The 24,283-nt window shown below is 61.0% G+C and carries 25 protein-coding genes; 12 read left to right on the forward strand and 13 right to left on the reverse strand.

Going from position 1 to position 24,283, the window contains the following annotated elements:
• Positions 1–3: 3 nt before the first annotated feature.
• From rlmH to IH404_RS24985, 4 genes are all read right to left on the reverse strand, one after another.
• Positions 4–471: a 23S rRNA (pseudouridine(1915)-N(3))-methyltransferase RlmH gene (rlmH, locus tag IH404_RS24970; RefSeq protein WP_003176297.1), complete on the reverse strand. Its 468-nt coding sequence runs from the start codon at positions 469–471 to the stop codon at positions 4–6.
• A 9-nt stretch (positions 472–480) separates the two neighbouring features.
• Positions 481–975, reverse strand: a complete 495-nt coding sequence (rsfS, locus tag IH404_RS24975) for a ribosome silencing factor (RefSeq protein WP_003176298.1) — start codon at positions 973–975, stop codon at positions 481–483.
• A 66-nt stretch (positions 976–1,041) separates the two neighbouring features.
• Positions 1,042–1,686, reverse strand: coding sequence for a nicotinate-nucleotide adenylyltransferase (gene nadD / locus IH404_RS24980; RefSeq protein ID WP_194439327.1), 645 nt, complete (start codon positions 1,684–1,686; stop codon positions 1,042–1,044).
• The gene (locus IH404_RS24985) at positions 1,686–2,951 is read right to left on the reverse strand and encodes a glutamate-5-semialdehyde dehydrogenase (RefSeq protein ID WP_005791769.1); all 1,266 of its coding nucleotides are present in this window, start codon (positions 2,949–2,951) and stop codon (positions 1,686–1,688) included. Before IH404_RS24985 ends, nadD begins: the two co-directional genes overlap by 1 nt.
• A 174-nt stretch (positions 2,952–3,125) precedes the next feature.
• On the opposite strand from IH404_RS24985, the gene IH404_RS24990 reads away from it, so the two are divergent.
• Both IH404_RS24990 and IH404_RS24995 read left to right on the forward strand, forming a co-directional pair.
• Positions 3,126–3,809 (forward strand): DNA-3-methyladenine glycosylase, encoded by a 684-nt coding sequence (locus IH404_RS24990; protein ID WP_005791771.1) that lies wholly within the window; start codon positions 3,126–3,128, stop codon positions 3,807–3,809.
• 141 nt (positions 3,810–3,950) lie between these two features.
• Positions 3,951–5,267, forward strand: a complete 1,317-nt coding sequence (locus IH404_RS24995) for a bifunctional DedA family/phosphatase PAP2 family protein (protein ID WP_005791773.1) — start codon at positions 3,951–3,953, stop codon at positions 5,265–5,267.
• Here IH404_RS24995 and IH404_RS25000 read toward each other — a convergent pair.
• The 4 genes from IH404_RS25000 to IH404_RS25015 all read right to left on the reverse strand — a co-directional run bounded on the left by IH404_RS25000 (position 5,261) and on the right by IH404_RS25015 (position 7,256).
• Positions 5,261–5,476: a hypothetical protein gene (locus IH404_RS25000; protein WP_032803985.1), complete on the reverse strand. Its 216-nt coding sequence runs from the start codon at positions 5,474–5,476 to the stop codon at positions 5,261–5,263. The two genes, IH404_RS24995 and IH404_RS25000, sit on opposite strands and share 7 nt — an antisense overlap.
• Before the next feature lie 100 nt (positions 5,477–5,576).
• Positions 5,577–6,167: an LON peptidase substrate-binding domain-containing protein gene (locus IH404_RS25005; RefSeq protein WP_005791777.1), complete on the reverse strand. Its 591-nt coding sequence runs from the start codon at positions 6,165–6,167 to the stop codon at positions 5,577–5,579.
• Positions 6,168–6,189: 22 nt separating this feature from the next.
• Positions 6,190–6,906, reverse strand: coding sequence for an LrgB family protein (locus tag IH404_RS25010; RefSeq protein ID WP_005791780.1), 717 nt, complete (start codon positions 6,904–6,906; stop codon positions 6,190–6,192).
• Complete coding sequence (locus IH404_RS25015) at positions 6,903–7,256, reverse strand: CidA/LrgA family protein (protein ID WP_005791782.1); 354 nt, start codon at positions 7,254–7,256, stop codon at positions 6,903–6,905. Before IH404_RS25015 ends, IH404_RS25010 begins: the two co-directional genes overlap by 4 nt.
• Before the next feature lie 185 nt (positions 7,257–7,441).
• Between IH404_RS25015 and IH404_RS25020 the strand changes: the two genes are divergently transcribed.
• The 3 genes from IH404_RS25020 (at position 7,442) to IH404_RS25030 (ending at position 10,392) form a co-directional block, all read left to right on the forward strand.
• Positions 7,442–7,897 carry a MaoC family dehydratase gene (locus IH404_RS25020; protein ID WP_005791783.1) on the forward strand — a complete coding sequence of 152 codons (456 nt, stop codon included), beginning with the start codon at positions 7,442–7,444 and terminating at the stop codon, positions 7,895–7,897.
• 105 nt (positions 7,898–8,002) lie between these two features.
• Positions 8,003–9,721 (forward strand): C13 family peptidase, encoded by a 1,719-nt coding sequence (locus tag IH404_RS25025; protein ID WP_005791785.1) that lies wholly within the window; start codon positions 8,003–8,005, stop codon positions 9,719–9,721.
• 29 nt (positions 9,722–9,750) lie between these two features.
• Positions 9,751–10,392 (forward strand): oxidoreductase, encoded by a 642-nt coding sequence (locus tag IH404_RS25030; RefSeq protein WP_005791787.1) that lies wholly within the window; start codon positions 9,751–9,753, stop codon positions 10,390–10,392.
• Between the two features lie 121 nt (positions 10,393–10,513).
• Here the strand turns inward: IH404_RS25030 and IH404_RS25035 are convergent, their stop codons facing one another.
• From IH404_RS25035 to IH404_RS25055, 5 genes are all read right to left on the reverse strand, one after another.
• Positions 10,514–10,798 carry a YceK/YidQ family lipoprotein gene (locus tag IH404_RS25035; RefSeq protein ID WP_005791789.1) on the reverse strand — a complete coding sequence of 95 codons (285 nt, stop codon included), beginning with the start codon at positions 10,796–10,798 and terminating at the stop codon, positions 10,514–10,516.
• Entirely contained in the window at positions 10,791–11,420 is a 630-nt protein-coding gene (gene ubiX / locus IH404_RS25040; RefSeq protein WP_005791790.1) for a flavin prenyltransferase UbiX, read from the reverse strand. Before ubiX ends, IH404_RS25035 begins: the two co-directional genes overlap by 8 nt.
• On the reverse strand, positions 11,417–12,766 hold the full coding sequence (gene mpl, locus IH404_RS25045) for a UDP-N-acetylmuramate:L-alanyl-gamma-D-glutamyl-meso-diaminopimelate ligase (RefSeq protein ID WP_194439329.1): 1,350 nt from the start codon (positions 12,764–12,766) through the stop codon (positions 11,417–11,419). The genes ubiX and mpl overlap by 4 nt, the downstream gene beginning before the upstream one ends.
• Before the next feature lie 109 nt (positions 12,767–12,875).
• A complete protein-coding gene (locus IH404_RS27940) occupies positions 12,876–13,574 on the reverse strand; it encodes a hypothetical protein (RefSeq protein ID WP_032803986.1) in 699 nt (232 codons plus the stop codon).
• Positions 13,575–14,231: 657 nt separating this feature from the next.
• A complete protein-coding gene (locus IH404_RS25055) occupies positions 14,232–16,142 on the reverse strand; it encodes a sigma-54-dependent Fis family transcriptional regulator (RefSeq protein WP_194439332.1) in 1,911 nt (636 codons plus the stop codon).
• Positions 16,143–16,413: 271 nt separating this feature from the next.
• Here IH404_RS25055 and IH404_RS25060 point away from each other — a divergent pair, with 271 nt between their 5' ends.
• From IH404_RS25060 to IH404_RS25090, 7 genes are all read left to right on the forward strand, one after another.
• Positions 16,414–17,934 carry an aldehyde dehydrogenase family protein gene (locus IH404_RS25060; RefSeq protein WP_005791797.1) on the forward strand — a complete coding sequence of 507 codons (1,521 nt, stop codon included), beginning with the start codon at positions 16,414–16,416 and terminating at the stop codon, positions 17,932–17,934.
• Between the two features lie 217 nt (positions 17,935–18,151).
• Positions 18,152–19,585: an ethanolamine permease gene (eat, locus tag IH404_RS25065; RefSeq protein ID WP_005791799.1), complete on the forward strand. Its 1,434-nt coding sequence runs from the start codon at positions 18,152–18,154 to the stop codon at positions 19,583–19,585.
• Positions 19,586–19,637: 52 nt separating this feature from the next.
• The gene (locus tag IH404_RS25070; RefSeq protein WP_005791801.1) at positions 19,638–21,032 is read left to right on the forward strand and encodes an ethanolamine ammonia-lyase subunit EutB; all 1,395 of its coding nucleotides are present in this window, start codon (positions 19,638–19,640) and stop codon (positions 21,030–21,032) included.
• The gene (gene eutC / locus IH404_RS25075) at positions 21,029–21,865 is read left to right on the forward strand and encodes an ethanolamine ammonia-lyase subunit EutC (RefSeq protein WP_032803728.1); all 837 of its coding nucleotides are present in this window, start codon (positions 21,029–21,031) and stop codon (positions 21,863–21,865) included. The genes IH404_RS25070 and eutC overlap by 4 nt, the downstream gene beginning before the upstream one ends.
• A gap of 89 nt (positions 21,866–21,954) precedes the next feature.
• The gene (locus IH404_RS25080) at positions 21,955–22,413 is read left to right on the forward strand and encodes a GNAT family N-acetyltransferase (protein ID WP_005791806.1); all 459 of its coding nucleotides are present in this window, start codon (positions 21,955–21,957) and stop codon (positions 22,411–22,413) included.
• A gap of 307 nt (positions 22,414–22,720) precedes the next feature.
• Positions 22,721–23,377, forward strand: a complete 657-nt coding sequence (locus tag IH404_RS25085) for a DedA family protein (protein ID WP_003194521.1) — start codon at positions 22,721–22,723, stop codon at positions 23,375–23,377.
• A 6-nt stretch (positions 23,378–23,383) separates the two neighbouring features.
• Positions 23,384–24,199: a M90 family metallopeptidase gene (locus IH404_RS25090; RefSeq protein ID WP_005791808.1), complete on the forward strand. Its 816-nt coding sequence runs from the start codon at positions 23,384–23,386 to the stop codon at positions 24,197–24,199.
• Positions 24,200–24,283: the final 84 nt, after the last annotated feature.

A 24,283-nucleotide genomic window follows, 5' to 3' on the forward strand; every position in this document is an offset into this window, starting at 1 on the left:
AGACTATTTGTGGTAAGGGTGCCCGGACAGGACTGTCCAGGCGCGATACAGCTGTTCACCGATCAGAATCCTTACCAACGGGTGCGGCAATGTCAGCGCCGACAACGACCAGCGCTGATCGGCTCGCGCACAGACTTCCGGCGCCAGCCCCTCGGGGCCACCGACCATGAAGTTGACCGTACGCGAATCCAAGCGCCAGCGATCCAGTTCCACCGCCAACTGCTCGGTGCTCCAGGGCTTGCCGTGCACTTCGAGAGTGACGATACGCTCGTTGGGGCCGACCTTGGCCAGCATGGCTTCGCCTTCCTGGCGGATAAAGCGCGCCACATCGGCGTTCTTGCCCCGGGTATTGAGCGGTATTTCCACCAGTTCAAGCGACAGCTCAGCGGGCAGACGCTTGGCATACTCGTGCCAGCCTTCTTCCACCCACTTGGGCATGCGTGAACCGACAGCGATCAGACGCAGGCGCACAGCCGTTCCTTATTCCTGGTCTTTGTTGAGCTTGTCGAAGTGCGCGTGGCCCACTTCCGGGCTGTGGTGCTTGCCATCGGCGGCACGGCTCTGCTCGGCGCCTTTCCACAGACGCTCCAGGTCGTAGAACTGGCGGGCGTTGGAGGTCATCATGTGAACGATCACATCGTCCATGTCCAGCAGTACCCAGTCGCTGTCGCCCTTGCCTTCTTCACCCAGAGGCTTCACGCCCTGGGCTTTGACGGCTTCACGAACCTTGTCGAGCATCGCGCCGATCTGACGGTTGGAAGTACCGGTAGCGATGATCATGAAGTCGGTGATGCTTTGCTTGTCGCGTACGTCCAGCACCTGGATGTCCTGGGCCTTAACGTCTTCCAGGGCGGCCACGGCCACTTTCACCAGCTCTTCGCCAGCCAGTTCCGGGCCCACGTGGGCTTCAACCGGCAGCGGTGCGCTTTTGAAGGTGCCTTTGCGCTTAACTTTGCTTACGTCTTTGTTCGTCATATAAAACTCGTTTTGCTCGTATGTTCGGGCGCTTGCTGCACGGTTCGTGCGTTCAAGCGCGCCTTTTCAGTTCGACGCACGGTAAAGCCCGTGCGCATCGATGTAGGCCAGGACCGCGTCAGGCACCAGGAAACGTACCGACTTACCGCTGGCCAGCAGTTGACGGATCTGGGTGGCGGACACCGCAAGCGGGGTCTGCCAGACGAATGCAATATTCCCGTTCGGCCCGGTCAGGGCCAAGGGGTCACTTACCGACCGCGCGGCCAGCAGGTTGCGCAAGGCATCCGGCGGTTCGCTGTCGGCATCCGGGCGTTGCAAAACCAGGATGTGGCAATGCTGGAGGAGCTCCTCCCAGCGGTGCCAAGAGGGCAGGCCGCAAAATGCGTCCCAGCCCAAAAGCAGAAACAACTGGTCATCAGCGCCCATCTCAGCGCGCATCAGCTCCAGGGTGTCGACAGTGTAGGACGGTTTATCGCGCTTGAGTTCGCGGTCGTCCACCATCAACGGCTGTATGCCCTCTACGGCCACCTGCACCATTTTCAGGCGCTGTTGCGCGGACACCTGCGGCGTATCGCGATGCGGCGGCCGAAAATTGGGCAGCAGCCGCACCTCGTCCAGCGCCAGGGCATCGGCGACTTCCAGGGCACTGCGCAAATGGCCGATGTGCACGGGGTCGAAAGTACCGCCGAGCAGCCCGATGCGTTTAGCCATCAAGTGCGCACATGACCGTCGCCGAACACTACGTACTTCTCGCTGGTCAGCCCTTCAAGGCCAACCGGGCCGCGTGCATGGAGCTTGTCGGTAGAGATACCGATCTCCGCCCCCAGGCCATACTCGAAGCCGTCGGCAAAACGTGTCGAGGCGTTGATCATCACCGAAGCGGAATCCACTTCATTGAGGAAACGCCGGGCATCGCTGAAATGCTCGGAAACAATGGCGTCGGTGTGCTTGGAGCCGTATTTATTGATGTGTTCGATGGCCTGGTCCAGGTCGTCGACGATGCGAATCGACAGGATCGGCGCCGTGTATTCGGTGTACCAGTCTTGTTCAGTCGCCTCGATCACATCGCTGCCGAGCAGTGCACGGGTACGCTCGCAGCCACGCAGCTCCACGCCCTTGTCACGGTAGATGGCAGCCAGCGGCGGCAGCACGCGCTCGGCAATGCCGGCGTGCACCAGCAGGGTTTCCATGGTGTTGCACGGCGCGTAGCGGTGGGTCTTGGCGTTGTCGGCAATGCGAATCGCCTTGTCGAGGTCGGCGGCGATGTCGATGAAGACGTGGCACACGCCGTCCAGGTGCTTGATGACTGGCACCTTGGCATCGCGGCTGACGCGCTCGATCAGGCTCTTGCCGCCACGGGGCACAATCACGTCGACGAATTCCGGCATGGTGATCAACGCGCCCACAGCCGCGCGGTCGGTGGTTTCCACCACTTGCACCACTTCGGCTGGCAACTCGGCCACGGCCAGGCCTTGCTGGATGCAGGCGGCGATAGCACGGTTGGAATTGATCGCCTCGGAGCCGCCTCGCAGGATGGTGGCGTTGCCCGACTTCAGGCACAGGCTCGCGGCGTCGATGGTCACGTTCGGACGCGACTCGTAGATGATGCCGATCACACCCAGCGGCACGCGCATCTTGCCTACCTGGATACCGGACGGCAGGTAACGCATGTCGCGGATTTCACCGATGGGGTCAGGCAGCTTGGCCACCTGACGCAGGCCTTCGATCATGTCGTCGATACGTGCCGGGGTCAGTGCCAGGCGATCCAGCAAGGCCGGTTCCAGGCCATTGGCGCGACCATTGGCCAAGTCCAGTTCATTGGCAGCGGTCAACTCGGAGCGCGAAGCATCCAGAGCATCGGCAGCCGCCAGCAGCGCACGGTTCTTCTGCGCAGTGCTCGCACGGGCGATCAACCGCGAGGCCTGACGGGCAGCGCGACCCAGGCGGGTCATGTAGTCAAGAACGGACTCAGTCATGGTCAGGGAGTCTTGGCAAAGAGGAAAGCGGCAGATTATAGCTGTGACGCCGCTCGACTGACAGCGGTGAGGGGCGGATGGTCGAAATGAACTGTAAAAACCCGGGGTTCAGCGGTAATTAAGGTGAGAGTTGTTATTATTCCGTCACATTTAGCCGTAATAACCCTGAACGCCATGCCCGGACTTACCGCCCCACTCCCCGCAAGCGCCCTGCCCGACGGCTTCTTCGACCGCGATGCACAACTGCTCGCGCAAGAGCTGTTGGGGAAAATCATTCGCCACCGTGTTGGTGATCTCTGGCTTTCGGCGCGAATTATTGAAACCGAAGCCTATTACGTGGCCGAAAAAGGCAGCCATGCGTCGCTGGGTTACACAGAAAAGCGTAAGGCTTTGTTTCTGGATGGCGGTCATATCTATATGTACTACGCCAGGGGCGGTGATTCCCTGAACTTCAGCGCCCACGGCCCGGGGAATGCCGTGCTGATCAAGTCGGCTTACCCGTGGGTCGATGAAATCTGCGGGCCGGCAAGCCTGGCGCAAATGCTGTTGAACAACCCCAACCCCGACGGCAGCCCGCGCCCGGCGCAGAAGCTGTGCGCCGGGCAGACCCTGCTGTGCAAGGCGCTGGGCCTGAAAGTGCCGATGTGGGACGCCAAGCGCTTCGATCAGGAACTGCTGTATGTCGAAGATGTGGGCCAGGTGCCCACGCAGATTATCCAGACCACCCGGCTGGGCATTCCCAGCGGGCGCGATGAACACTTGATGTATCGCTTCGTCGATGCCGGCTATGCGCCGTACTGCACGCGGAACCCGCTGCGTCGCGGGCAGGTCGAAGGCCGCGATTATTTTTTGATCTAACGGGCGACACATCCCATGTGGGAGCTGGCTTGCTTGCGATAGCGGTGGGCCAGGCAACTTCCATGCTGGCCATGCCGCAGCCATCGCAGGCAAGCCAGCTCCCACAGTGGAAATTCACCGTCTCATTATGGAGTGGATTGTATGGGCCAATGGCTCGATAGCATCACCGGCTGGCTGACCCTGAACCCGCAATGGCTGGCAGCCGCGGTGTTTATTGTCGCGTGCGTGGAGTGCCTGGCCATTGCCGGGCTGATCGTGCCGGGCACGGTATTGCTGTTTGCGATTGCCGCACTGGCCGGCAGCGGTGCGTTGTCACTGAGTGAAACCCTGCTGCTGGGCTTCCTCGGCGGACTATTGGGCGACGGGGTTTCCTACTACCTGGGCCGACACTTCCATCAGAACATCCGGCGCTTGCCGGGCCTGCGCCATCATCCGGAATGGATGAATGGCGCAGAAACCTACTTCCACAAGTACGGAATCGCCAGCTTGCTGGTCGGGCGCTTCATCGGGCCATTGCGGCCCATGCTGCCGATGGTCGCCGGTATGTGCGACATGCCGCTCCCGCGCTTTGCGATCGTCAGCGTGATCGCCGCCGCCGGTTGGTCAGTGGCGTATCTGCTGCCGGGCTGGGCAGCCGGTGCCGCGTTCCGCCTGCCCTTGCCGGAAGGTTTCTGGCCGGAAGCGGCGATTGTTGCGGCGTGCCTGGCGGCGCTATTGGGATTAAGTTTGAACAGCAGCCTGCGCGCCCATCGTCGCGCAACGTTGTGGATCGGTTGTGCCAGCCTGACCCTGCTGATCGCGCTGTTTATCGGCTACCCGCATCTCAATGACTTCGATCAGGGCCTGAGCGCCCTGGTGCAGGAGCATCGCAGCCCGTGGCTGGATGAGGTGATGGTGCGGATCACGCAATTGGGCGAGTTCAAGAAAATGTTCGTCGCCAGCGCGGTGTTCACCGCCCTGTTGTTTGTGGCCCGGCAATGGCGACACGCGCTGTTTGTAGGAGCGACCCTGGCAGGCGCGGCGGTGATCAACACCGGCACCAAGCTGTTCTTTGCCCGTGGCCGCCCGGAGATTCTGACCGACCCGTTGACCAGTTTCAGCATGCCCAGCGGCCATGCCTCCGGCGCTTTTGCGTTCTTCCTGGCGCTCGCGGTATTGGCCGGTCGCGGCCAACCCACGCGGTTGCGCCTGACCTGGATGCTGCTGGGCTGCATACCCGCCGCATTCATTGCTCTGTCGCGGGTGTACCTGGGCGCTCACTGGCCCAGCGACATCCTCGCAGGCACGCTACTGGCCATGACGGTATGCGCATTCAGCCTGACCGTGATCCAGTACCGCAGCCCGCTGCCGGCAATGACGCAAAAAGCCTGGTGGCTGGTATTGCCGGCGGTGGTGGCGGTGCTCGGCTTCATTGCATTCACCGGCACCTCCCATGCATTGCTCAGGTACGCCTACTGACCCTTGGCCGGGCCAATCCAGTCGACTGAAGCAGAGCGACGCTCCACGCAACGTTCGCGTCGCTCCAGCAGCATCTCGTCGGCAATCTCGGCGGCGCGCTCGGCGATGTACTCCGCGCCCCGGGTGGCGTCCTGCTGGAGCAATTGCGTGGTCACGCTGACAAAATACGTGTCCCAGGCGACTTGTTCCGATGGTGTCAGACGAATCATGGTCATCCCCGATCATTATGGTGTGATCGGAAAATATTGCAGGCGTCGCGCCTGAAATGACGTAGCAAAATCCGAAAGCAACCGCAGAAAATTCCGTATCTCAGGTGAACAACTCACCCTGCAATTCATCCAGCAACATCTGAATGGCATCCAGCCGCTGCTGCGGATCGTCAATTTGCAGCAAGTCGACCTTATCGGCGTCGGTAAACGGCAGCAGGTACGCCAGTTGGTTGCCGAGGGCCTGCTGGCCTTCGGCATGGGCGTTCATCTCCAGCGAAGCTACCATCGGGTGCTCCGCCAGAGCCTCCAGCAGCGCCAGCAAGTCGGCGTCCTCTTCTTCCAGAGGCCGATCCGGCACCTCCTCCAACCATTTAACCTCGGCCACCAGCAATTGATCTTTCTGCACCGTGACGTCTAGTACGCGGAAACGCCGGCCACCTTCCACACGAATCCCCAGCAGGCCGTTGTCCTGCTGTTTGAAGTCGCGAATAAACGCTTCGCAGCCGATCAGCGCGTAGCCGTCCGGGGCTATGCCCACTTCCAGGCCATTGAAGATGCACACCACACCAAAGCTTTCGCCCTTTTTCATGCAGCGGCTGATCATGTCCAGGTAGCGCGCCTCGAATATCTGCAGGTCGAGGGTGCAGCCTGGGAACAGCACAGTGTTGAGTGGGAACAGCGCCAGACTCATAACGGTTTCCTTAAAACCCGGGTTAAACAATTACCGACACGGCCAACGGCAGAAACACCGCCGTCGCCACGCCCATCAGGCTCATGGCCAGCGCCGCAAAAGCGCCGCACTCTTCGCTTTCCTGCAGGGCCACCGAGGTGCCGACCGCATGAGCGGTCATGCCCAGCGCCATGCCCCGCGCTTCAGGGCTGTGCACACCCAGCCGCGACAGATACGCCGGGCCGATCATCGCGCCGACCACCCCGGTGATCAGTACAAACACTGCCGCCAATGCCGCCACGCCACCAATCTGTTCGGCGACCAGCATGGCAATCGGCGACGTTACCGACTTGGGTGCCATGGTCATCAGCACCCTGTGTTCGGCACCAAACCACCACCCCAACAGCACACACAAGCCGGTAGCCAACACCCCGCCTACCACCAGCGTAGTAAAAATCGGCCAGAACAATTGGCGAATCCGCCGCAGGTTAAGATAAAGCGGTACCGCCAATGCCACCGTTGCAGGCCCCAGCAGGATCCCCATGATCTCGGTGCTTTCGCGGTACTCGGCGTAACTCAGGCCACAGGCAAGCAACACACCGATCACCAGCAACATCGACACCAGCACCGGCTGCAGGAAGATCCAGCGGGTTTTCTCGTACCCCGCCAGCACCAACTGATAGGCGCCCAGGGTGATACCGATGCCAAACAACGGGTGATGAATGACCGCCGTCCAGGCGCCCTGCCAGTCAAGCATCATTGGTCCTTCTCCTTGCGCCTGACCATCTGCTGCATCAGCACACCGACAAAGCCCATGGCGATCACCAGCGACAACACCAGCGCCCCGACGATAGCCCAGAAGTCCGCGACAATGTCCTTGGCGTAGACCATCACTCCCACGGCAGGCGGCACCAACAGCAACGGCAGATAACGCAACAGGCTGCCAGCCGCCAGGCTCAGCGGCTCGCCGACTTCACCGCGCCAGACCAGAAAGCCCAGCATCAGCAGCAGCCCGATGATCGGCCCCGGCAGTACCGGCAACAGCAAATGATTGATCGCCGTACCGATCAATTGAAACAGCACCAGCCAAGTCAGGCCACGTAACAGCATCCCGCTCTCTCCCCCCTCAAAGCCCATGCACATTATAAGCACGCCCGCCCTATGCCCAGGCATTCGCCAAAAGCATGTTGGGTTGACCGGGCCATTTGCCCATGATGATCTACATTGGTTCTCTGTATCCCATATAAAACCCCTTATCAACGGGGGATAAAAATGATGAACCCAGGAGAGACGCAATGCCCTATGTACCCGTAGCGCAGCTCAAAGATTATGTCGGCAAGGAACTGGGACGTTCCGAATGGCTCACCATCGACCAGGCGCGCATCAACCTGTTCGCAGAGGCCACCGGCGATCATCAGTTCATCCACGTCGACCCGGTCAAGGCCGCACAAACCCCGTTCGGCAGCACCATCGCCCACGGTTTCCTGTCGCTGTCACTGATGCCCAAGCTGATGGAAGACATCCTGATCATGCCCGAGGGCTTGAAAATGGCCGTCAACTACGGCCTGGACAGTGTGCGCTTCATCCAGCCGGTGAAGGTCGACTCCAAGGTACGCCTGAACGTCACGCTCACCGACGTCACCGAGAAAAAACCCGGCCAATGGCTGTTCAAGGCCACCGCCACCCTGGAAATCGAAGGCCAGGAGAAACCTGCCTATATTGCCGAGTCGCTGTCACTCTGCTTCGTGTAAGGCCGACCCTGTGGCGAGGCAATAAACCTTGCCACAGTGTATGTAAATTTATGTATGAATCTCGCGGCTGCGGCATACTCGGCGCTCAATTATCCGGATCCCGCTATGCGCCCACTCGCTCCCCTTGCCCTTGCCCTGTTGCTGACCGCTTGCGGAGACGGCGAATCGCTGTTGCCGCCCGATGCGCGCCTGCCCGATGGCGGCCGCTACCGTGGCGATGTGGTCAACGGCCTGCTGCAAGGCCAGGGCCGCGTGGACTACCCCAACGGCAGTTGGTACGCCGGCCAGTTCGATAAAGGCCAGTGGCACGGCCAGGGCGAATGGCATGGCAGCAATGGCGAAGTCTATAAAGGCCAGTTCCAGCAGGGCCTGTTTGATGGCCAGGGCAGCTTGACTACCACGGGCAGCAGCTATGTCGGCAGCTTCAAGAACGGTCGACGCAATGGCGAAGGCACCCTCAAAGAAGGGCAGATGACCTATCGCGGCGAGTTCAAGGACGACCAGTATGCAGGCCTCGGTCGCCTGGAATTGGCCGATGGCAGCCAGTACCAGGGCCAATTTGCCCACGGCAAGCCCAATGGCGAAGGCCAGCGCAATGACGACAGCGGCAATCAGTTCAGCGGCCACTTTGTCGATGGCCAACTGGAGGGCAATGGCACCTTCAATAGCGCTGAGGGCGATATCTATATCGGCCAATTCAAGCAGAACCAACTCAACGGCAAAGGCCGCTATGAAAACGCCGACGGCGACGTATGGATCGGCCAGTTCAAGGAAGGCGCCCTCAGTGGCAAAGGCGAGTTGATTGGCGCCGATGGCAGCCACTACGTCGGTCAGTTCAGTGACTGGCGCTTTACCGGTGAGGGGCGCCTGAACCTCACCGATGGCAGCTTCTATATCGGTGGCTTCGACAGCGACAACTATCAGGGGCGTGGCACCCTCGTGCTCACCGACGGCACCGTGCAGGCCGGCACCTGGGTCAATGGCCTGCGCGTGCGCGATGCCGATGGCAAGTTACTGCCCGACCCACTGGAAACCGGCCTATTGGCCCAAGGCCGCTTGCTCGACGAGGCCCTGGCCGCCGTGCCGGCCTCGACACCTGCCGTCGAGCTTTATACGTTGGCGTTGGCAGGTGACGGCAAGCAAAGCGTGTTCCTGCGCGAAGCCGATTACGTCAGCAACCTGCTCACCACACGCTTCGGCGCACGCGGGCAGGTCCGCCTGGTCAACCATCGTGACCACATCGCCGACCGTCCACTGGCCACCCGTGAAAGCCTGCGGCGTTCCGTGCAAACCCTGGCCGAACGTACCGGGCCCGAAGACCTGGTATTTATCTACTTGACCAGCCACGGCACCCATGAACATGAGTTGGTGCTCGACCAGCCGCGCATGGAACTGGCCGACCTGCCCGCCGATGAACTGGCCGCCGTGCTGACGCCGTTGAAAAACCGCGACAAGATCATCGTGATTTCCGCCTGCTACTCCGGCGGTTTCATTCCGGCCCTGAAAGATGAGCGCACGCTGATCATGACGGCTTCCCGTGCAGATCGCGTGTCCTTTGGCTGTTCAGAAGAGGCGGACTTTACCTACTTTGGCGATGCCCTTTTCGCACAAGCCTTCAACCAAACGGACGATTTGCAACACGCGTTCAAACTGGCACAACTGCATGTGGCCGAACGCGAGCAGGCGGACAACTTCGAAGCCTCAGAACCGCAGATCTGGGCGCCCAAAGGCGTGATCGCCCATTGGCAACTATTACGCAAACAGCAGGCACGAAAGGCGCTCGAAAGCGTCTCAATGAATAGCAAGGAAGCCAAAGGCAACTAAGCTGTAACGTGTAACAAGGGGGAAACATCATGTACCTGACACCTCAGCATATCCTGCTGGCGGGGGCCTCCGGCCTCACCGGCGAACACCTGCTTGATCGTCTGCTCAACGAACCCACCGTGACCCGTGTACTGGCGCCGAGCCGCAAGCCGCTGGCTGAACACCCACGCCTGGAAAACCCGGTGGGCGACCCTGCGGTGTTCCTGCCGCAACTGAGCGGCCGGGTGGACATTGCCTTTTGCTGCCTGGGCACCACGATCAAGAAAGCCGGCTCGGAAGCGGCGTTCCGTGCGGTCGATCTGGACATGGTGGTGGCCTTCGCCAAGCGCGCTCGGGAACTGGGTGCGCGGCATCTGATCGTGATCAGTGCGATCGGCGCCGACCCGAAATCCTCAGTGTTCTACAACCGAGTCAAGGGCGAAATGGAGCAGGCACTCAAAGCCCAGGACTGGCCGCAACTGACCATCGTGCGACCTTCCTTGCTGCTGGGGGACCGGCTGGAACCGCGTCTGGCCGAACAGCTTGCCGGGCCGTTGTCGCGCTTGATTCCGGGCAAGTACCACGGCATCGAAGTCTGCGAACTGGCTCGCGCCATGTGGCGCCTGGCGCTGGAAGAACAGGATGGCGTGCGGGTGGTGGAGTCGGATGAGCTGCGCAAGCTCGGCAAGTAAGAACACCAATCCAAATGTGGGAGGGGGCTTGCTCCCGATGACGGTGGGTCAGCAACAAGGTAGTTGCCTGACACGGCGCCATCGGGAGCAAGCCCCCTCCCACATTGGGTTCGTGTAGTTCTCAGAGTCCGCCAGTGGCGTTGAAGCCCACACCCAGCACGGTCAACAACGACAGTGGCAACAGCAGCGTATCGAGCAGCGCGCTGGCCGGCAGGTCGAGATGGGGATAGCCCGGCGCCTCGGCCCCAAACCTGTCCTTGGCACAGCAGCCGCCATTGATCGCATACAAATCCAGGCGCGTACCGGCATACACCACAGGCGCGCCAGGTTGCGCGGCGTCCAGGGTGCGCGCCGTGGCGCAGCCCGTGAGGTGCAACGCCAGTAATAGCAGCAGCGCTTTATTCATCGCCGCCCAAATGGTGCTCGCCCCAACGCGGCAGCATGTCCTGGGGAATGTTCAGCAGGTTGAGAATGCGCGCCACCACGAAGTCCACCAGGTCATCGATGGTCTGCGGCTGGTGATAGAAACCTGGCGACGCCGGCAAGATGGTCACGCCCATGTTCGACAACTTGAGCATGTGTTCCAGGTGAATACTCGAATACGGTGCTTCGCGCGGTACCAGGATCAATTGGCGACGCTCCTTCAAGGTCACGTCCGCCGCCCTTTCAATCAGGTTATTGCAGGCGCCCGTGGCAATCGCCGACAGGGTGCCGGTGGAGCATGGCACCACCACCATCGCCGCCGGCGCGCCGGAGCCCGAAGCCACGGGCGACATCCAGTCTTCCTTGCCATAGACCTTGATCTGCCCCGCTGCCGCACCGGTGTATTCGGTGAGGAACGCTTGCATCATCTGCACCTTGGCCGGCAATTGCACATCCGTCTCGGTCGCCAGCACCAATTGGGCGGCCTTGGAAATCAGGAAGTGCACTTCACGGTCTTCACGTACCAGGCAATCCAGCAGGCGCAGGCCGTAAGGCGCGCCGGATGCGCCGGTCATTGCCAGGGTGATACGTTCGGGGCCACTCATTGCAACGCCTCGGCCAGCTTGCCGTGCAAGCCGCCAAAACCGCCGTTGCTCATGACGACCACATGGGTGCCGGGCTTGGCCAAGTGCTTCACATGCTCAATGATGCCTTCCAGCGAATCACACACCGTCGAGGGCACGGTGCACAGCGCAGCGATCCCCGGCAGGTCCCAACCAAGGTTGGCAGGCGCGTACCAGACCACCTGGTCGGCGTCGTTGACGCTTTCCGGCAGGCCATCGCGGTGCGCACCCAGCTTCATGGAGTTGGAGCGCGGTTCGACGATCGCAATGATTTGGGCATCGCCAACGCGCTTGCGCAGGCCGTCGAGCGTAGTGGCGATAGCTGTTGGATGGTGGGCAAAGTCGTCGTAGATGGTAATCCCATTCACGTCGGCGACTTTTTCCATGCGCCGCTTGACGCTTTTGAATGCGCTCAAGGCCGCGATGCCCATGGCCGGCACCACACCGACATGCCGTGCAGCCGCCAGGGTTACCAGCGCGTTGGCGACATTGTGCTGGCCGGTCATATCCCACTCCACGACGCCTTGGGCTTGGCCTTCGAACAGCACTTCAAACCGGGAGCCGTCTTCGCTGAGCAACTTGACCTGCCATTGCCCGCCCACACCGGTGGTCTGCACCGGCGTCCAGCAGCCCATGTCGATCACGCGCTGCAACGCCGGTTCAGTGGTCGGGTGGATGACCAGGCCTTCACTCGGGATGGTACGCACCAAGTGATGGAACTGCCGCTCAATAGCCGCCAGATCGGGAAAGATGTCCGCGTGATCAAACTCAAGATTGTTCAGGATCGCTGTGCGCGGACGGTAGTGGACGAACTTGGAGCGCTTGTCGAAAAACGCGCTGTCGTATTCATCGGCTTCGATCACGAAAAACGGCGTATCGCCCAGGCGCGCCGACACCGAGAAATTCTGCGGCACGCCGCCGATCAGGAAGCCCGGACTCATGCCCGCATGTTCCAGTACCCAGGCGAGCATACTGCTGGTGGTGGTCTTGCCGTGAGTGCCGGCCACTGCCAATACCCAACGACCTTGCAACACATGATCAGCCAGCCATTGAGGGCCTGAGACGTAAGGCAAACCTTTATTGAGCACGTACTCGACCGCTGGGTTGCCACGGGACATGGCGTTGCCAATCACTACCAGATCCGGCACCGGGTCGAATTGCGAGGGATCGTAACCTTGGGTCAGCTCGATACCTTGCGCCTGCAGCTGCGTGCTCATGGGCGGATAAACGTTGGCATCGGAGCCCGTAACGTGATGGCCCAGCTCTTTGGCCAGAACCGCCATTGAACCCATGAACGTACCGCAGATACCCAGAATATGAATGTGCATAGTCGACCTCGTAAACATCGAGGCAGGTTAGCGTAGGGTGGGAAAGTTCGCACGCTTTAGCTGAGGGCGAAACGCCCGCCGGTAGGATCCGGCGGGCAAAAGGGATGTCTTAAACCATGGTGCCAGCTTTTTTAAGCTCAGCGTCTTTCAAGGTCATGATTCGTTCGGCCGCTTTTTCCATCGCGTCATACCGACGCTCTATTACGCCTAAGCGTCCCCCGGTGCCGGGAGAGGTTGACGACTCAATGTGAGGTTTGAAAATAACGCCGTTGTCCTCGGCCACTTGCCTCATATGGGTTTCTGACACGCTCAGTAACTGCTCTAGGTTAGTCAAGCGTGCCCCACGCTCCTTGGGCCAGGCGTCGTCCATGGCAAGCCGGTCTGCGGTGCTTCCCGACGCCAGCATCATGACGACATTGGCAAACTCCAGCACCACTTTCTCTACCCGATCCAGATGGCGCATGGCTTCAAGCGCAGGCTCATCGGGTGCGGATGGCGCAACGGTTGGCGGCATGGAGTCCTGTTCGGGCTGTGCAACGCCCGGCAAATGCGGTGGCGGTGGCGCCACTGGCACCGGTAGGTATTGGCCCTTGATCGCTTCCCCCGCAGCCACGGATCCGGCATACGCCCCCACATTGATCGGCGCGCTGACCATACCATTGACGCCTGCGTTGATGAACGCGTCCTTGACCGTCTTGCTGGTAGAGGGTGATGTAGAAATAACGCCCGCTTTGACCAGCCTGTCGGCATCCAACAGTCGCTGGGTGACATCGACCACGCTGACCTTGGGCGGATCGTTCTGTTTCACAGGGGCGGTCCCACCGAGGGGGGGCGTCTGAGGCCCCTTGCTCAGCACGTCCTTGAGCCTACCTGCGGTTGACTGGCTTGAACTGCCCGCAGTCGCACTTGCACTTGCACCAGGGGTATCGTGGCTTGTCGTCGGCTTTTTCCCACCCGCCGTGATTGGGGGCCGGCTGGGCGTGGGACTGACCGAGGCAGGCGGCAATCTGGGCGATGGCGTGGGCGGCACGTGAGGCGTGGGGCGGGATCCTCCCCACCCTCGCAGTCCAAAGATTCCACGCTTGATGCGCACCTTCGGCGTTTGATCAGTCTCCTGCGCAGACAACTGCGTGCCAGGCTCAGGCGGAGTGTGGTCCACCGGTTCGTCCCAGCCCGCCGTAAAGGGTTGCGGTTGGGACGTGAGCGTAACGTCAAGTTGAACAGGGAGTTGTGGCACAGGAGTCGTTATTGGACTTGTAATATTCATGTGTTGTCACCCTAGAAGTTTCAAACAACTGTGATTAAGGGCACGTGATGCTCTGCCCTTATTCCATCAGTGCTTAAAACAACGTGCAGCGTTCCGGGGCGACGTGAGTACGTAGCGCGATAAAAAACCTTAAAGCCTGTGCGACAAAACACGAGCCATCGGCAATAACTGAGTTACTCCGACAAGTGTCGCACTCCCTTAATGAGTGCAGTCCCTGGAGATTCCATGTTTGCGTAACTTGCGGTACAGCGTATTGCGACTGACCCCCAACTGTTCAGCCACATGGCTCATATGCCAGCGCTGCTGCACCAACGCACCGAGTAATGCCTGACGCTCGGCGCTTTCCAGCGGCAAGGCGTACGGCGCATCCACCCTCGCCCCCAGCGGCCGCGCCTGGCGAATCAGCGCCGGCAAGTCCTCAAGACCGACTCGCCCGCCCTCACAGAGCGCTACCACCGTGCGCAACACGGTACGCATTTGCCGCAGATTGCCGGGCCAGTGGAATGCCAACAAGGCCTGGCGCGCTGACTCGTCTAGCACCACCTGTTCGGTGCCGGCCTCTTGGGCCAGGAGGAAGTCCAACAATTGCGCCTTGTCAGTGCGTTCGCGCAACGGCGGCAGGGCGACTTCCAAGCCGCTCAAGCGGTAATACAGGTCTTCGCGAAAGCTGCCATCGGCCACACGCTCCAGCAAATTACGGTGCGTCGCGCTGATGATGCGCAGGTTCACGGCTTGAGGTTCGCCGCCGATAGGCACCACCAGGCGATCCTCCAGCACCCTCAACAAGCGGGTTTGCAGCGCCAGTGGCATGTCGCCGATTTCGTCGAGAAACAGCGTACCGCCGTCGGCCTGTTGCAGCTTGCCGCGCATGCCTTCTTTAAGGGCGCCGGTGAAACTGCCGGCGCGATAGCCAAACAGTTCGCACTCGATCAGGTTTTCCGGAATGGCCGCACAGTTCAGCGCGACAAAGGCCTTGTCGCCTCGCTGGCTGGCCTGGTGCACGGCCTTGGCGAAAGCCTCTTTACCGCAGCCGGTTTCGCCGTTGATCAGCAAGGGCACGTCGCGCTCGAATACGCGCGAGGCCTTGCGCAGCTCATTTTGCAACGCCGGATCGCCCAGGCAAATACCCAGTGGACGTGGCGCCTGCGGCTTGACGACCGGGGCCAGCGTACTGCGGGGCTGGCCTCGCAGCGCTGCAAATAAAGGCCGACCATCGCGGCTACGCAGCGGCCAACTGGCAGTGGCATTCGCGCTGGCCCGCCCTAGCAACTGATCCAGGGAACAGTCGAAAAACGCGTCCACCGGCTGGCCCACCAAGCCGCCGCGTAGCTGCCCCAACAGGTTCAGGGCGCTCTGGTTCACCGCACAAATGCGCCCTTCGCCATCGAACGCCAGCAAGCCTTCACTGAACAACCCGACCGACTCGGCCTGCAGGTGAAAACGCAGCAGCCAATGATGTTCGAAGTGGCGCAGGAAGTAGCAACTTTCGATCATCTTGGCCGACAGGTTCACCAGCGCCATGGTGTGGAACTGGCTCTGGCGCGACACGGCTTCGCGGGCCGAGGACACATCCAGCACCGCCAGCAATTCACCGTGAGGGTCGAACACCGGGCTCGCCGAACACGTCAGCCCGGTATGGCGACCGCGAAAATGCTCGTCACGGTGGATGGTCAGGGATTGACGCTCGACCAGGCAGGTGCCGATGCCATTGGTGCCTTCGCAGGCTTCACTCCAGTCGGCGCCCAGCCACAGCCCGGCGCGCTCGAAAATCTTGCGCTCGGACGGCGCGGTGACACAGTTGAGGATCACCCCCCGGGCATCGGTGAGCAGCACCGCGTGACCAGCCCCCGAGAGTTGCTGGTGCAGACTGTTCATCTCGTTGCCGGCGATGTGCAGCACCTGGCGCAGGCGTTCGCGGCTTTCCAGCAGGCGGCCATGCTCAAGCACGGTGGGCGCGACGGTCTGCGCAGGGTCGAGGTGGTAGTCCTCAACGCAACGCAGCCAGGAACGGGCGATGGAGGGATCGCTGCCCGGCCCTTGGAGCGGCTCTTGCCCCCGGGTGACAGTGAGAACCTGCTGGGCATGGCGACTGAAATGATCGTTGTGCATGTTCTTATTATTCTCCCTGCGTGAGAGCGCCCAGCATCCACCAGCCACCGGGCCATTGCAATCCCGGTCCGACCCATCGGTCACAGGCTGTACCGTTTGTGGCACAAACTGTCACCCCGCCTGTATCGCCCCAGCCACAGTCATGCCTTGTAAACAAAACCAAACCCTTGATTTACCTGGCCCGTACGCACTGGCCCGACCTTTGCTCTACGCTTTATAACGCGCTTGCAGCGCTGTACTCCGATAAACATAAAAGCAGGAGATGCCCACCATGCGTTATGCACACCCCGGTACCGAAGGCGCCATCGTTTCGTTCAAGGCCAAGTACGGCAACTACATCGGCGGCGAGTTCGTTGCGCCGGTCGATGGCAACTACTTCTCCAACACCTCGCCGGTCAATGGCAAGCCCATCGCCGACTTCCCGCGCTCCACCGCCAAAGACATCGACAAAGCACTGGACGCCGCCCACGCCGCCGCTGACGCCTGGGGCAAAACCAGCGCCCAGGACCGCTCGCTGGTACTGCTGAAAATCGCCGACCGTATCGAGCAGAACCTCGAGTTGCTGGCCATCACCGAAACCTGGGACAACGGCAAGGCCGTGCGTGAAACCCTCAACGCCGACATCCCCCTGGCCGCCGACCACTTCCGCTACTTCGCAGGCTGCATTCGCGCCCAGGAAGGCAGCAGCGCCGAAATCAACGAACTCACTGCCGCCTATCACTTCCATGAACCACTGGGCGTGGTCGGCCAGATCATCCCGTGGAACTTCCCGCTGCTGATGGCCGCCTGGAAACTCGCCCCGGCCCTGGCCGCCGGCAACTGCGTGGTACTCAAGCCCGCCGAGCAAACCCCGCTGGGCATCAGCGTACTGATGGAACTGATCGGCGACCTGTTGCCGCCAGGCGTACTGAACGTTGTGCACGGTTTCGGCAAGGAAGCCGGCGAAGCCCTGGCGACCAGCAAGCGTATCGCCAAGATCGCCTTCACCGGTTCTACCCCGGTGGGCTCGCACATCATGCACGCGGCGGCCGAGAACATCATTCCGTCTACCGTTGAGCTGGGCGGCAAGTCGCCGAATATCTTCTTCGCCGACATCATGAAAGCGGAACCTGCATTCATCGAAAAAGCTGCCGAAGGCCTGGTGCTGGCGTTCTTCAACCAAGGCGAAGTGTGCACCTGCCCATCTCGCGCCCTGGTGGAGGAGTCGATCTACGACGACTTCATGAAAGTGGTGATGAAGAAGGTCGAGTCGATCAAGCGTGGCGACCCGCTGGACACCGACACCATGGTCGGCGCCCAGGCGTCCGAGCAGCAATTTGACAAGATCCTGTCCTACCTGGAAATCGCCAAGGGCGAAGGTGCGCAACTGCTGACCGGTGGCAAGGTTGAAAAGCTCACGGGCGATCTGGCCACCGGCTATTACATCCAGCCGACCCTGCTCAAGGGCACCAACGACATGCGTGTGTTCCAGGAAGAAATCTTCGGCCCGGTGGTGAGCATCACCACTTTCAAGGACGAAGCCGAAGCCCTGGCGATTGCCAACGACACCGAGTTCGGCCTGGGCGCCGGCCTGTGGACCCGCGACATCAACCGCGCCTACCGCATGGGCCGCGCGATCAAGGCCGGTCGCGTGTGGACCAACTGCTACCACCTGTACCCGGCGCACGCCGCGTTTGGCGGTTACAAGAAGTCTGGCGTAGGGCGCGAAACCCACAAGATGATGTTGGATCACTACCAGCAGACCAAGAACCTGCTGGTGAGCTACGACATTAATCCGTTGGGCTTTTTCTAACCCAGCCTTATAGCAAGCAACCAGCCTCCAACTTGAAATGCAATCACGTGTGGGAGCTGGCTTGCCTGCGATAGCGGTGTGTCAGCCAAGTAAAAGGTCGCTGACAAGGCACCATCGCAGGCAAGCCAGCTCCCACACTTGAACTTCGCCAGTAATTGCTACCGCGTTCGGCACACAGATGCCGAGTTAAAAACAATAACAATCCAAGGTACTTCCCATGCCTAGCGAACCCACTGGTTCTTCTGTCGACTTCGAAAAAGTCGGCACCGATTACTTTCAACAACGAGAATTGAAAAAAGGCGCTGCCGGCTGGGTGCTGTTAGTCGGCCTTGGCGTCGCCTACGTCATCTCCGGCGACTATGCCGGCTGGAACTTCGGCCTGGCCCAGGGTGGCTGGGGCGGCATGTTCCTCGCCACATTGCTCATGGCTACCATGTACCTGTGCATGTGCTTCTCCCTGGCCGAACTGTCTTCGATGATCCCCACCGCCGGCGGTGGCTACGGTTTTGCCCGCAGCGCCTTTGGCCCTTGGGGCGGGTTTCTCACCGGCACCGCGATCCTGATCGAGTACGCCATCGCCCCCGCCGCAATTGCGGTGTTTATCGGCGCTTACTGCGAGTCGCTGTTCGGCATTGGCGGCTGGATGATCTACCTGGCGTTCTACATCATCTTTATCGGCATCCATATTTTTGGTGTCGGCGAAGCCTTGAAGCTGATGTTTGTCATCACCGCCGTCGCCGCGATCGCTTTGGGCGTATTCCTGGTGTCGATGGTGCCGCACTTCAACGTCGCCAACCTGCTGGATATTCCGGTGACCGAGGCCAAGGGCGCCAGCAGCTTCCTGCCGTTCGGCTATGTGGGCGTGTGGGCGGCGATCCCTTATGCGATCTGGTTTTTCCTCGCGGTAGAAGGCGTGCCCCTGGCCGCTGAAGAAACCAAGAACCCCAAGCGCGACCTGCCCCGTGGGCTGATCGGCGCGATTGTGGTGCTGACCAGTTTTGCCCTGTTGATCCTGGTGATCGCGCCGGGCGGAGCAGGCACGTATGCGCTGATCAAATCCGGTAACCCGTTGGTGGAAGCCCTGGCGCTGTCCTATGGCGGTTCGACCTGGATGGGCAGCTTCGTCAACCTGATTGGCCTGGCCGGTTTGATCGCAAGCTTTTTCTCGATTATCTACGCCTACTCGCGGCAGATCTTTGCCTTGTCCCGCGCTGGCTACCTGCCGCGCAAATTGTCCCAGACCAACAAGAGCAAGGCGCCAGTACTGGCATTGGTGATTCCCGGGATTATCGGTTTCGGCCTGTCGCTGACCGGCCAGGGCGACCTGCTAATTTTGGTGGCCGTGTTTGGCGCGACGATCTCCTATGTGCTGATGATGGCCGCGCACATCACCCTGCGCATCCGCCGCCCTAAGATGGAGCGCCCGTATCGCACGCCGGGCGGCATCTTCACCTCGGGCGTGGCGCTGGTACTGGCCTGCGTGGCCGTGGTGGCGGGCTTTTTGGTCGACCCACGCGTGGTGATTGGCGCGGCGGTCATCTATGGAGTATTAATTGCTTACTTTGCTTTCTACAGCCGGCATCACTTGGTAGCAGGCACGCCGGAAGAAGAATTCGCGGCGATCCAGGCCGCAGAGGCCGCCCTGCACTAAGCGCCGTAAACCTCGACGCGGGCGCCTGCTCGCGTCGTCAAGGAGACACTGTATGGCAAGTTTTTCCCACGCGGTGGGTGCACATACCTACCGCTTCGACAGCCTCAAGGACCTGATGGCCAAAGCCAGCCCGGCACGCTCCGGCGACTTCCTGGCCGGCGTCGCTGCGCAAAATGATGGCGAACGGGTCGCCGCCCAGATGGCGCTGGCGAATACACCCCTGAAGCACTTCCTCGAAGAAGTGCTGATTCCCTATGAAAGCGACGAAGTCACCCGGCTGATCATCGACACCCACGACAAACAGGCTTTTGCCACGGTCAGTCACCTCACCGTCGGTGGCCTGCGCGACTGGCTGCTCAGTGACGCGGCTGATGAACAATCCCTACGCGCACTGGCGCCGGGGCTGACACCGGAAATGGCGGCAGCCGTGTCCAAAATCATGCGCGTACAGGACCTGGTGCTGGTGGCACAGAAGATTCGCGTGGTCACCCAGTTTCGCGGCACCATGGGCCTGCGCGGGCGCTTGTCCACGCGCTTGCAGCCCAATCACCCCACCGACGAACCGGCGGGCATTGCCGCGAGCATTCTCGACGGCCTGCTCTACGGCAACGGCGACGCCATGATCGGCATCAACCCGGCCACCGACAGCATCGCCTCGATCTGCGCCATGCTGGAGATGCTCGACGCGATCATCCAGCGCTACGAAATCCCCACCCAGGCCTGCGTACTCACCCACGTCACCACCTCCATCGAGGCGATCAACCGTGGCGTGCCGCTGGACCTGGTGTTCCAGTCGATCGCCGGCACCGAGGCCGCCAACGCCAGTTTCGGCATCAGCCTGAGCGTGCTGCAGGAAGGTTACGAGGCTGGCCTGAGTCTCAAGCGCGGCACTCTGGGGCAAAACCTGATGTATTTCGAAACCGGCCAGGGCAGTGCCCTGTCGGCCAATGCGCACTTTGGGGTCGACCAGCAAACCTGTGAAACCCGTGCCTACGCCGTGGCCCGGCACTTCAAGCCGTTCCTGGTCAATACCGTGGTCGGTTTTATCGGCCCGGAGTACCTGTACAACGGCAAGCAGATCATCCGCGCCGGCCTGGAAGACCACTTCTGCGGCAAGCTGCTCGGCGTACCCATGGGTTGTGATATCTGCTACACCAACCACGCCGAAGCCGACCAGGACGACATGGACACCCTGTTGACCCTGCTCGGCGTGGCCGGCATCAACTTCATCATGGGCATCCCCGGCTCCGACGACATCATGCTCAACTACCAGACCACCTCGTTCCACGACGCCTTGTACGCCCGGCAAACATTGGGTTTAAAACCGGCGCCGGAGTTTGAACAGTGGCTGGCGAAAATGGGCATCTTCACGCAAGAAGGCGGCAAGGTGCGCTTCGGCAACAGCCTGCCACCGGCGTTTCGCCACGCTCTGGCGCAACTGGGATGAAGGAGCCGACCGTGCAACCAGAATTGCCTGACAACCCGTGGCTGGAATTACGCCGCCTGACCCCGGCGCGCATCGCCCTGGGCCGCACCGGCACCAGCATTCCTACCAGTGCCCAGCTGGACTTCCAGTTTGCCCACGCCCAGGCGCGGGATGCGGTGCACCTGCCCTTCGACCATGCCGCGCTCAGCGGCCAATTGGCCGAACGTGGCCGCGACAGCCTGTTGCTGCGCAGCGCCGCCACGGACCGGCATATGTACCTGCAACGCCCGGACCTTGGGCGACGCTTGAGCGATGAGTCGGCCCAAACCTTGCGCGACTACGCTTCGGCGCATCCGGGTGGCGTGGATTTGGCCATAGTGGTGGCCGATGGCCTGTCGGCATTGGCGGTGCATAAACATACGGCGCCGTTTCTGATGCGCCTGGAGGAACAGACCCACGCCGAAGGCTGGTCCTTGTCACCGGTGATACTGGTGGAACAAGGCCGCGTGGCGGTGGCCGATGAAATCGGACAATTACTCGGCGCCAAAATGGTGGTGATCCTGATCGGCGAACGGCCGGGGCTCAGCTCACCGGACAGCCTGGGCCTGTATTTCACCTACAACCCCAAGGTGGGCCTCACCGATGCGTATCGCAATTGCATCTCCAATGTGCGGCTGGAAGGCTTGAGCTATGGCATGGCGGCCCATCGCCTGCTGTACTTGATGCGTGAGGCGTGTCGCCGGCAACTGTCGGGGGTCAACCTCAAGGATGAGGCACAGGTTCAGACGCTTGAATCCGACGACCCGGACTTGATGAAGGGCAATTTCCTGCTCAGCCCACCGAGTGACCGATAGCGGCACGATTGCGCTTTTTTGCCGCATTAGGCAGCATCAAGTCACGGCCGCTCGCGTGGTCATACCCCATTTGGAAGTTGAGGCCTGGCATGCGGATTACTCAAGCGACCCTGGAACACCTGGACCTGTTGACCCCGTTGTTCGTCAAATACCGCGAGTTTTACGGGGCCCTGCCATTCCCGGATTCATCCCGGGCCTTCCTCGAAAAGCGCCTGCGACGCAAGGAATCGGTGATCTACCTGGCCCTGGCCGATGATGATGACAAGCGACTGCTGGGCTTTTGCCAGCTGTATCCGAGCTTTTCCTCGTTGTCGCTGAAACGGGTGTGGATCCTCAATGACATCTATGTAGCCGAGGATGCCCGCCGGCAACTGGTGGCCGACAACCTGATGCGCACGGCCAAGAAGATGGCCAAGGAAACCCAGGCCGTACGATTGCGGGTATCCACCAGCAGCGACAATGAAGTGGCGCAGAAGACCTATGAGTCCATAGGCTTTCGTGAAGACACCGAGTTCAAGAACTACGTGCTACCGATCAACGAAGACTGACCCCCAATCCCCCAAACACTGTAGATCTCTTGTGGGAGGGGGCTTGCTCCCGATGGCGGGGTGTCAGTTAACGAATTTGTCCCTGACCCACCGCAATCGGGAGCAAGCCCCCTCCCACAAAAAACCAAGCCAACCGCTTCACACTTTCACGACACTCCCCGCTACAAAAGCCACACGCTTTTCACCATTCAATCCGTATAATGCGGACCTCTCAAGGTTGTAAGAACCACGACATACACTTGTAGCCTTATTACCCGTCGTCCCCGCACTGGCCCGCTGAGCCGGGCCATTCACACAGGTGCCATCCATGGATTTCAACCCGCTTGACCTTATCCTGCATCTCGACGTTTACCTCGACATGCTGGTAACCAACTACGGTCCGTGGATCTACGCCATTCTGTTCCTGGTGATTTTTTGCGAGACCGGCCTGGTGGTCATGCCATTCCTGCCGGGTGATTCGTTGCTGTTTATCGCTGGCGCCGTAGCGGCTGGCGGCGGTATGGACCCAGTGCTGCTGGCCGGCCTGCTGATGCTGGCGGCGATCCTCGGCGACAGCACCAACTACGTCATAGGACGAACCGCTGGCGAACGCTTGTTCAGCAACCCCAACTCGAAGATCTTCCGCCGCGACTACCTGCAAAAGACCCACGACTTCTACGACAAGCACGGTGGCAAGACCGTGACCCTGGCGCGCTTTCTGCCGATCCTGCGTACTTTCGCGCCGTTCGTCGCCGGCGTGGCCAAAATGCCCTACCCGCGCTTCTTCGGGTTCAGCGTACTCGGCACCATCCTCTGGGTCGGTGGCCTGGTGACCCTGGGCTACTTCTTCGGCAACGTGCCCTTCATCAAGAAAAACCTGTCGCTGCTGGTGGTGTTCATCATCCTGCTGTCCCTGGTGCCGATGATCATTGGCGTGGTGCGCAGCCGCTTTGGCCGCACGTCCTCCGAAGCCAACCCACACTGATTGCCCATGTGGTCCCTAAGCGCCTGGCGTCGCCGGCGCCTGCTGGCCAAGCACCCGATTGCCGATGACACCTGGCAACGGGTGCGCCACCACCTGACCTTCCTCGACGGCATCAGCGCCGAGCAAGACCAGTGGCTGCGCGAAGCCTGCGTGATCTTCCTCGCCGAAAAACACCTCACCGCCCTGCCCGGCGTCGACCTGCACCAGGAACAACGCCTGCTGCTCGCCGCCCAGGCGCAATTGCCGCTGATGAACCTGGGCGACCTCGACTGGTATCAGGGCTTTCATGAAATCGTGCTGTACCCCGACGACTTCCTCAGCCCGCAGCGCCATCGCGATGCCAGCGGCGTGGAGCACGAGTGGGACGGCGAACACAGCGGCGAAGCCTGGCAACAAGGCCCGGTGATCCTCGCCTGGCCTGGGGTGCTCGCCAGTGGCCAATGGGAAGGCTACAACCTGGTCATCCATGAATTGGCGCACAAGCTCGACATGCTCAACGGCGACGCCAACGGCCTGCCACCGCTGCACCACGACATGCGCGTGCAGGAATGGGCCAGCGTGATGCAAAGCGCCTTCGACGACCTCAATCGCCAACTGGACGCCAACCCGGAGGCCGACACCGAGATCGACCCTTACGCGGCGGAAAACCCAGCTGAATTCTTTGCCGTCACCAGCGAGTACTTTTTCAGCGCACCGGATTTACTGGTCAACCGTTATCCACAGGTGTACGCCCAACTCAGCCGCTTCTACCGCCAGGACCCACTGGCGCGCCTGACCCAACTGCAAGCCGGCGACCCACGTTATCAGCCGCAAGGCGAATGACCGTACGACGCTTGGCGCATGGCATCGGCGTCAGAATATGCCTATAATCGCCGCCACTTTTAGGCCAATCCGGCCATGTCATAT

This window comes from Pseudomonas sp. OST1909, assembly GCF_015277575.1.
In the GTDB taxonomy this organism is placed as follows: domain Bacteria; phylum Pseudomonadota; class Gammaproteobacteria; order Pseudomonadales; family Pseudomonadaceae; genus Aquipseudomonas; species Aquipseudomonas synxantha_A.

What these genes read in the sequence shown, in the direction of transcription:
- IH404_RS25020 (WP_005791783.1), top strand. Translation starts at nt 7,442, where the DNA reads ATGCCCTATGTACCCGTAGCGCAGCTCAAAGATTATGTCGGCAAGGAA.
- IH404_RS25010 (WP_005791780.1), bottom strand. Translation starts at nt 6,906, where the DNA reads ATGATGCTTGACTGGCAGGGCGCCTGGACGGCGGTCATTCATCACCCG.
- IH404_RS25025 (WP_005791785.1), top strand. Translation starts at nt 8,003, where the DNA reads ATGCGCCCACTCGCTCCCCTTGCCCTTGCCCTGTTGCTGACCGCTTGC.
- IH404_RS25060 (WP_005791797.1), top strand. Translation starts at nt 16,414, where the DNA reads ATGCGTTATGCACACCCCGGTACCGAAGGCGCCATCGTTTCGTTCAAG.
- ubiX (WP_005791790.1), bottom strand. Translation starts at nt 11,420, where the DNA reads ATGAGTGGCCCCGAACGTATCACCCTGGCAATGACCGGCGCATCCGGC.
- IH404_RS25035 (WP_005791789.1), bottom strand. Translation starts at nt 10,798, where the DNA reads ATGAATAAAGCGCTGCTGCTATTACTGGCGTTGCACCTCACGGGCTGC.
- IH404_RS25085 (WP_003194521.1), top strand. Translation starts at nt 22,721, where the DNA reads ATGGATTTCAACCCGCTTGACCTTATCCTGCATCTCGACGTTTACCTC.
- IH404_RS25080 (WP_005791806.1), top strand. Translation starts at nt 21,955, where the DNA reads ATGCGGATTACTCAAGCGACCCTGGAACACCTGGACCTGTTGACCCCG.
- rsfS (WP_003176298.1), bottom strand. Translation starts at nt 975, where the DNA reads ATGACGAACAAAGACGTAAGCAAAGTTAAGCGCAAAGGCACCTTCAAA.
- eutC (WP_032803728.1), top strand. Translation starts at nt 21,029, where the DNA reads ATGAAGGAGCCGACCGTGCAACCAGAATTGCCTGACAACCCGTGGCTG.
- IH404_RS25000 (WP_032803985.1), bottom strand. Translation starts at nt 5,476, where the DNA reads ATGATTCGTCTGACACCATCGGAACAAGTCGCCTGGGACACGTATTTT.
- IH404_RS24990 (WP_005791771.1), top strand. Translation starts at nt 3,126, where the DNA reads ATGCCCGGACTTACCGCCCCACTCCCCGCAAGCGCCCTGCCCGACGGC.
- IH404_RS25055 (WP_194439332.1), bottom strand. Translation starts at nt 16,142, where the DNA reads ATGCACAACGATCATTTCAGTCGCCATGCCCAGCAGGTTCTCACTGTC.
- IH404_RS25070 (WP_005791801.1), top strand. Translation starts at nt 19,638, where the DNA reads ATGGCAAGTTTTTCCCACGCGGTGGGTGCACATACCTACCGCTTCGAC.
- IH404_RS25030 (WP_005791787.1), top strand. Translation starts at nt 9,751, where the DNA reads ATGTACCTGACACCTCAGCATATCCTGCTGGCGGGGGCCTCCGGCCTC.
- IH404_RS25015 (WP_005791782.1), bottom strand. Translation starts at nt 7,256, where the DNA reads ATGCTGTTACGTGGCCTGACTTGGCTGGTGCTGTTTCAATTGATCGGT.
- IH404_RS25090 (WP_005791808.1), top strand. Translation starts at nt 23,384, where the DNA reads ATGTGGTCCCTAAGCGCCTGGCGTCGCCGGCGCCTGCTGGCCAAGCAC.
- IH404_RS24985 (WP_005791769.1), bottom strand. Translation starts at nt 2,951, where the DNA reads ATGACTGAGTCCGTTCTTGACTACATGACCCGCCTGGGTCGCGCTGCC.
- nadD (WP_194439327.1), bottom strand. Translation starts at nt 1,686, where the DNA reads ATGGCTAAACGCATCGGGCTGCTCGGCGGTACTTTCGACCCCGTGCAC.
- mpl (WP_194439329.1), bottom strand. Translation starts at nt 12,766, where the DNA reads ATGCACATTCATATTCTGGGTATCTGCGGTACGTTCATGGGTTCAATG.
- IH404_RS25005 (WP_005791777.1), bottom strand. Translation starts at nt 6,167, where the DNA reads ATGAGTCTGGCGCTGTTCCCACTCAACACTGTGCTGTTCCCAGGCTGC.
- eat (WP_005791799.1), top strand. Translation starts at nt 18,152, where the DNA reads ATGCCTAGCGAACCCACTGGTTCTTCTGTCGACTTCGAAAAAGTCGGC.
- IH404_RS24995 (WP_005791773.1), top strand. Translation starts at nt 3,951, where the DNA reads ATGGGCCAATGGCTCGATAGCATCACCGGCTGGCTGACCCTGAACCCG.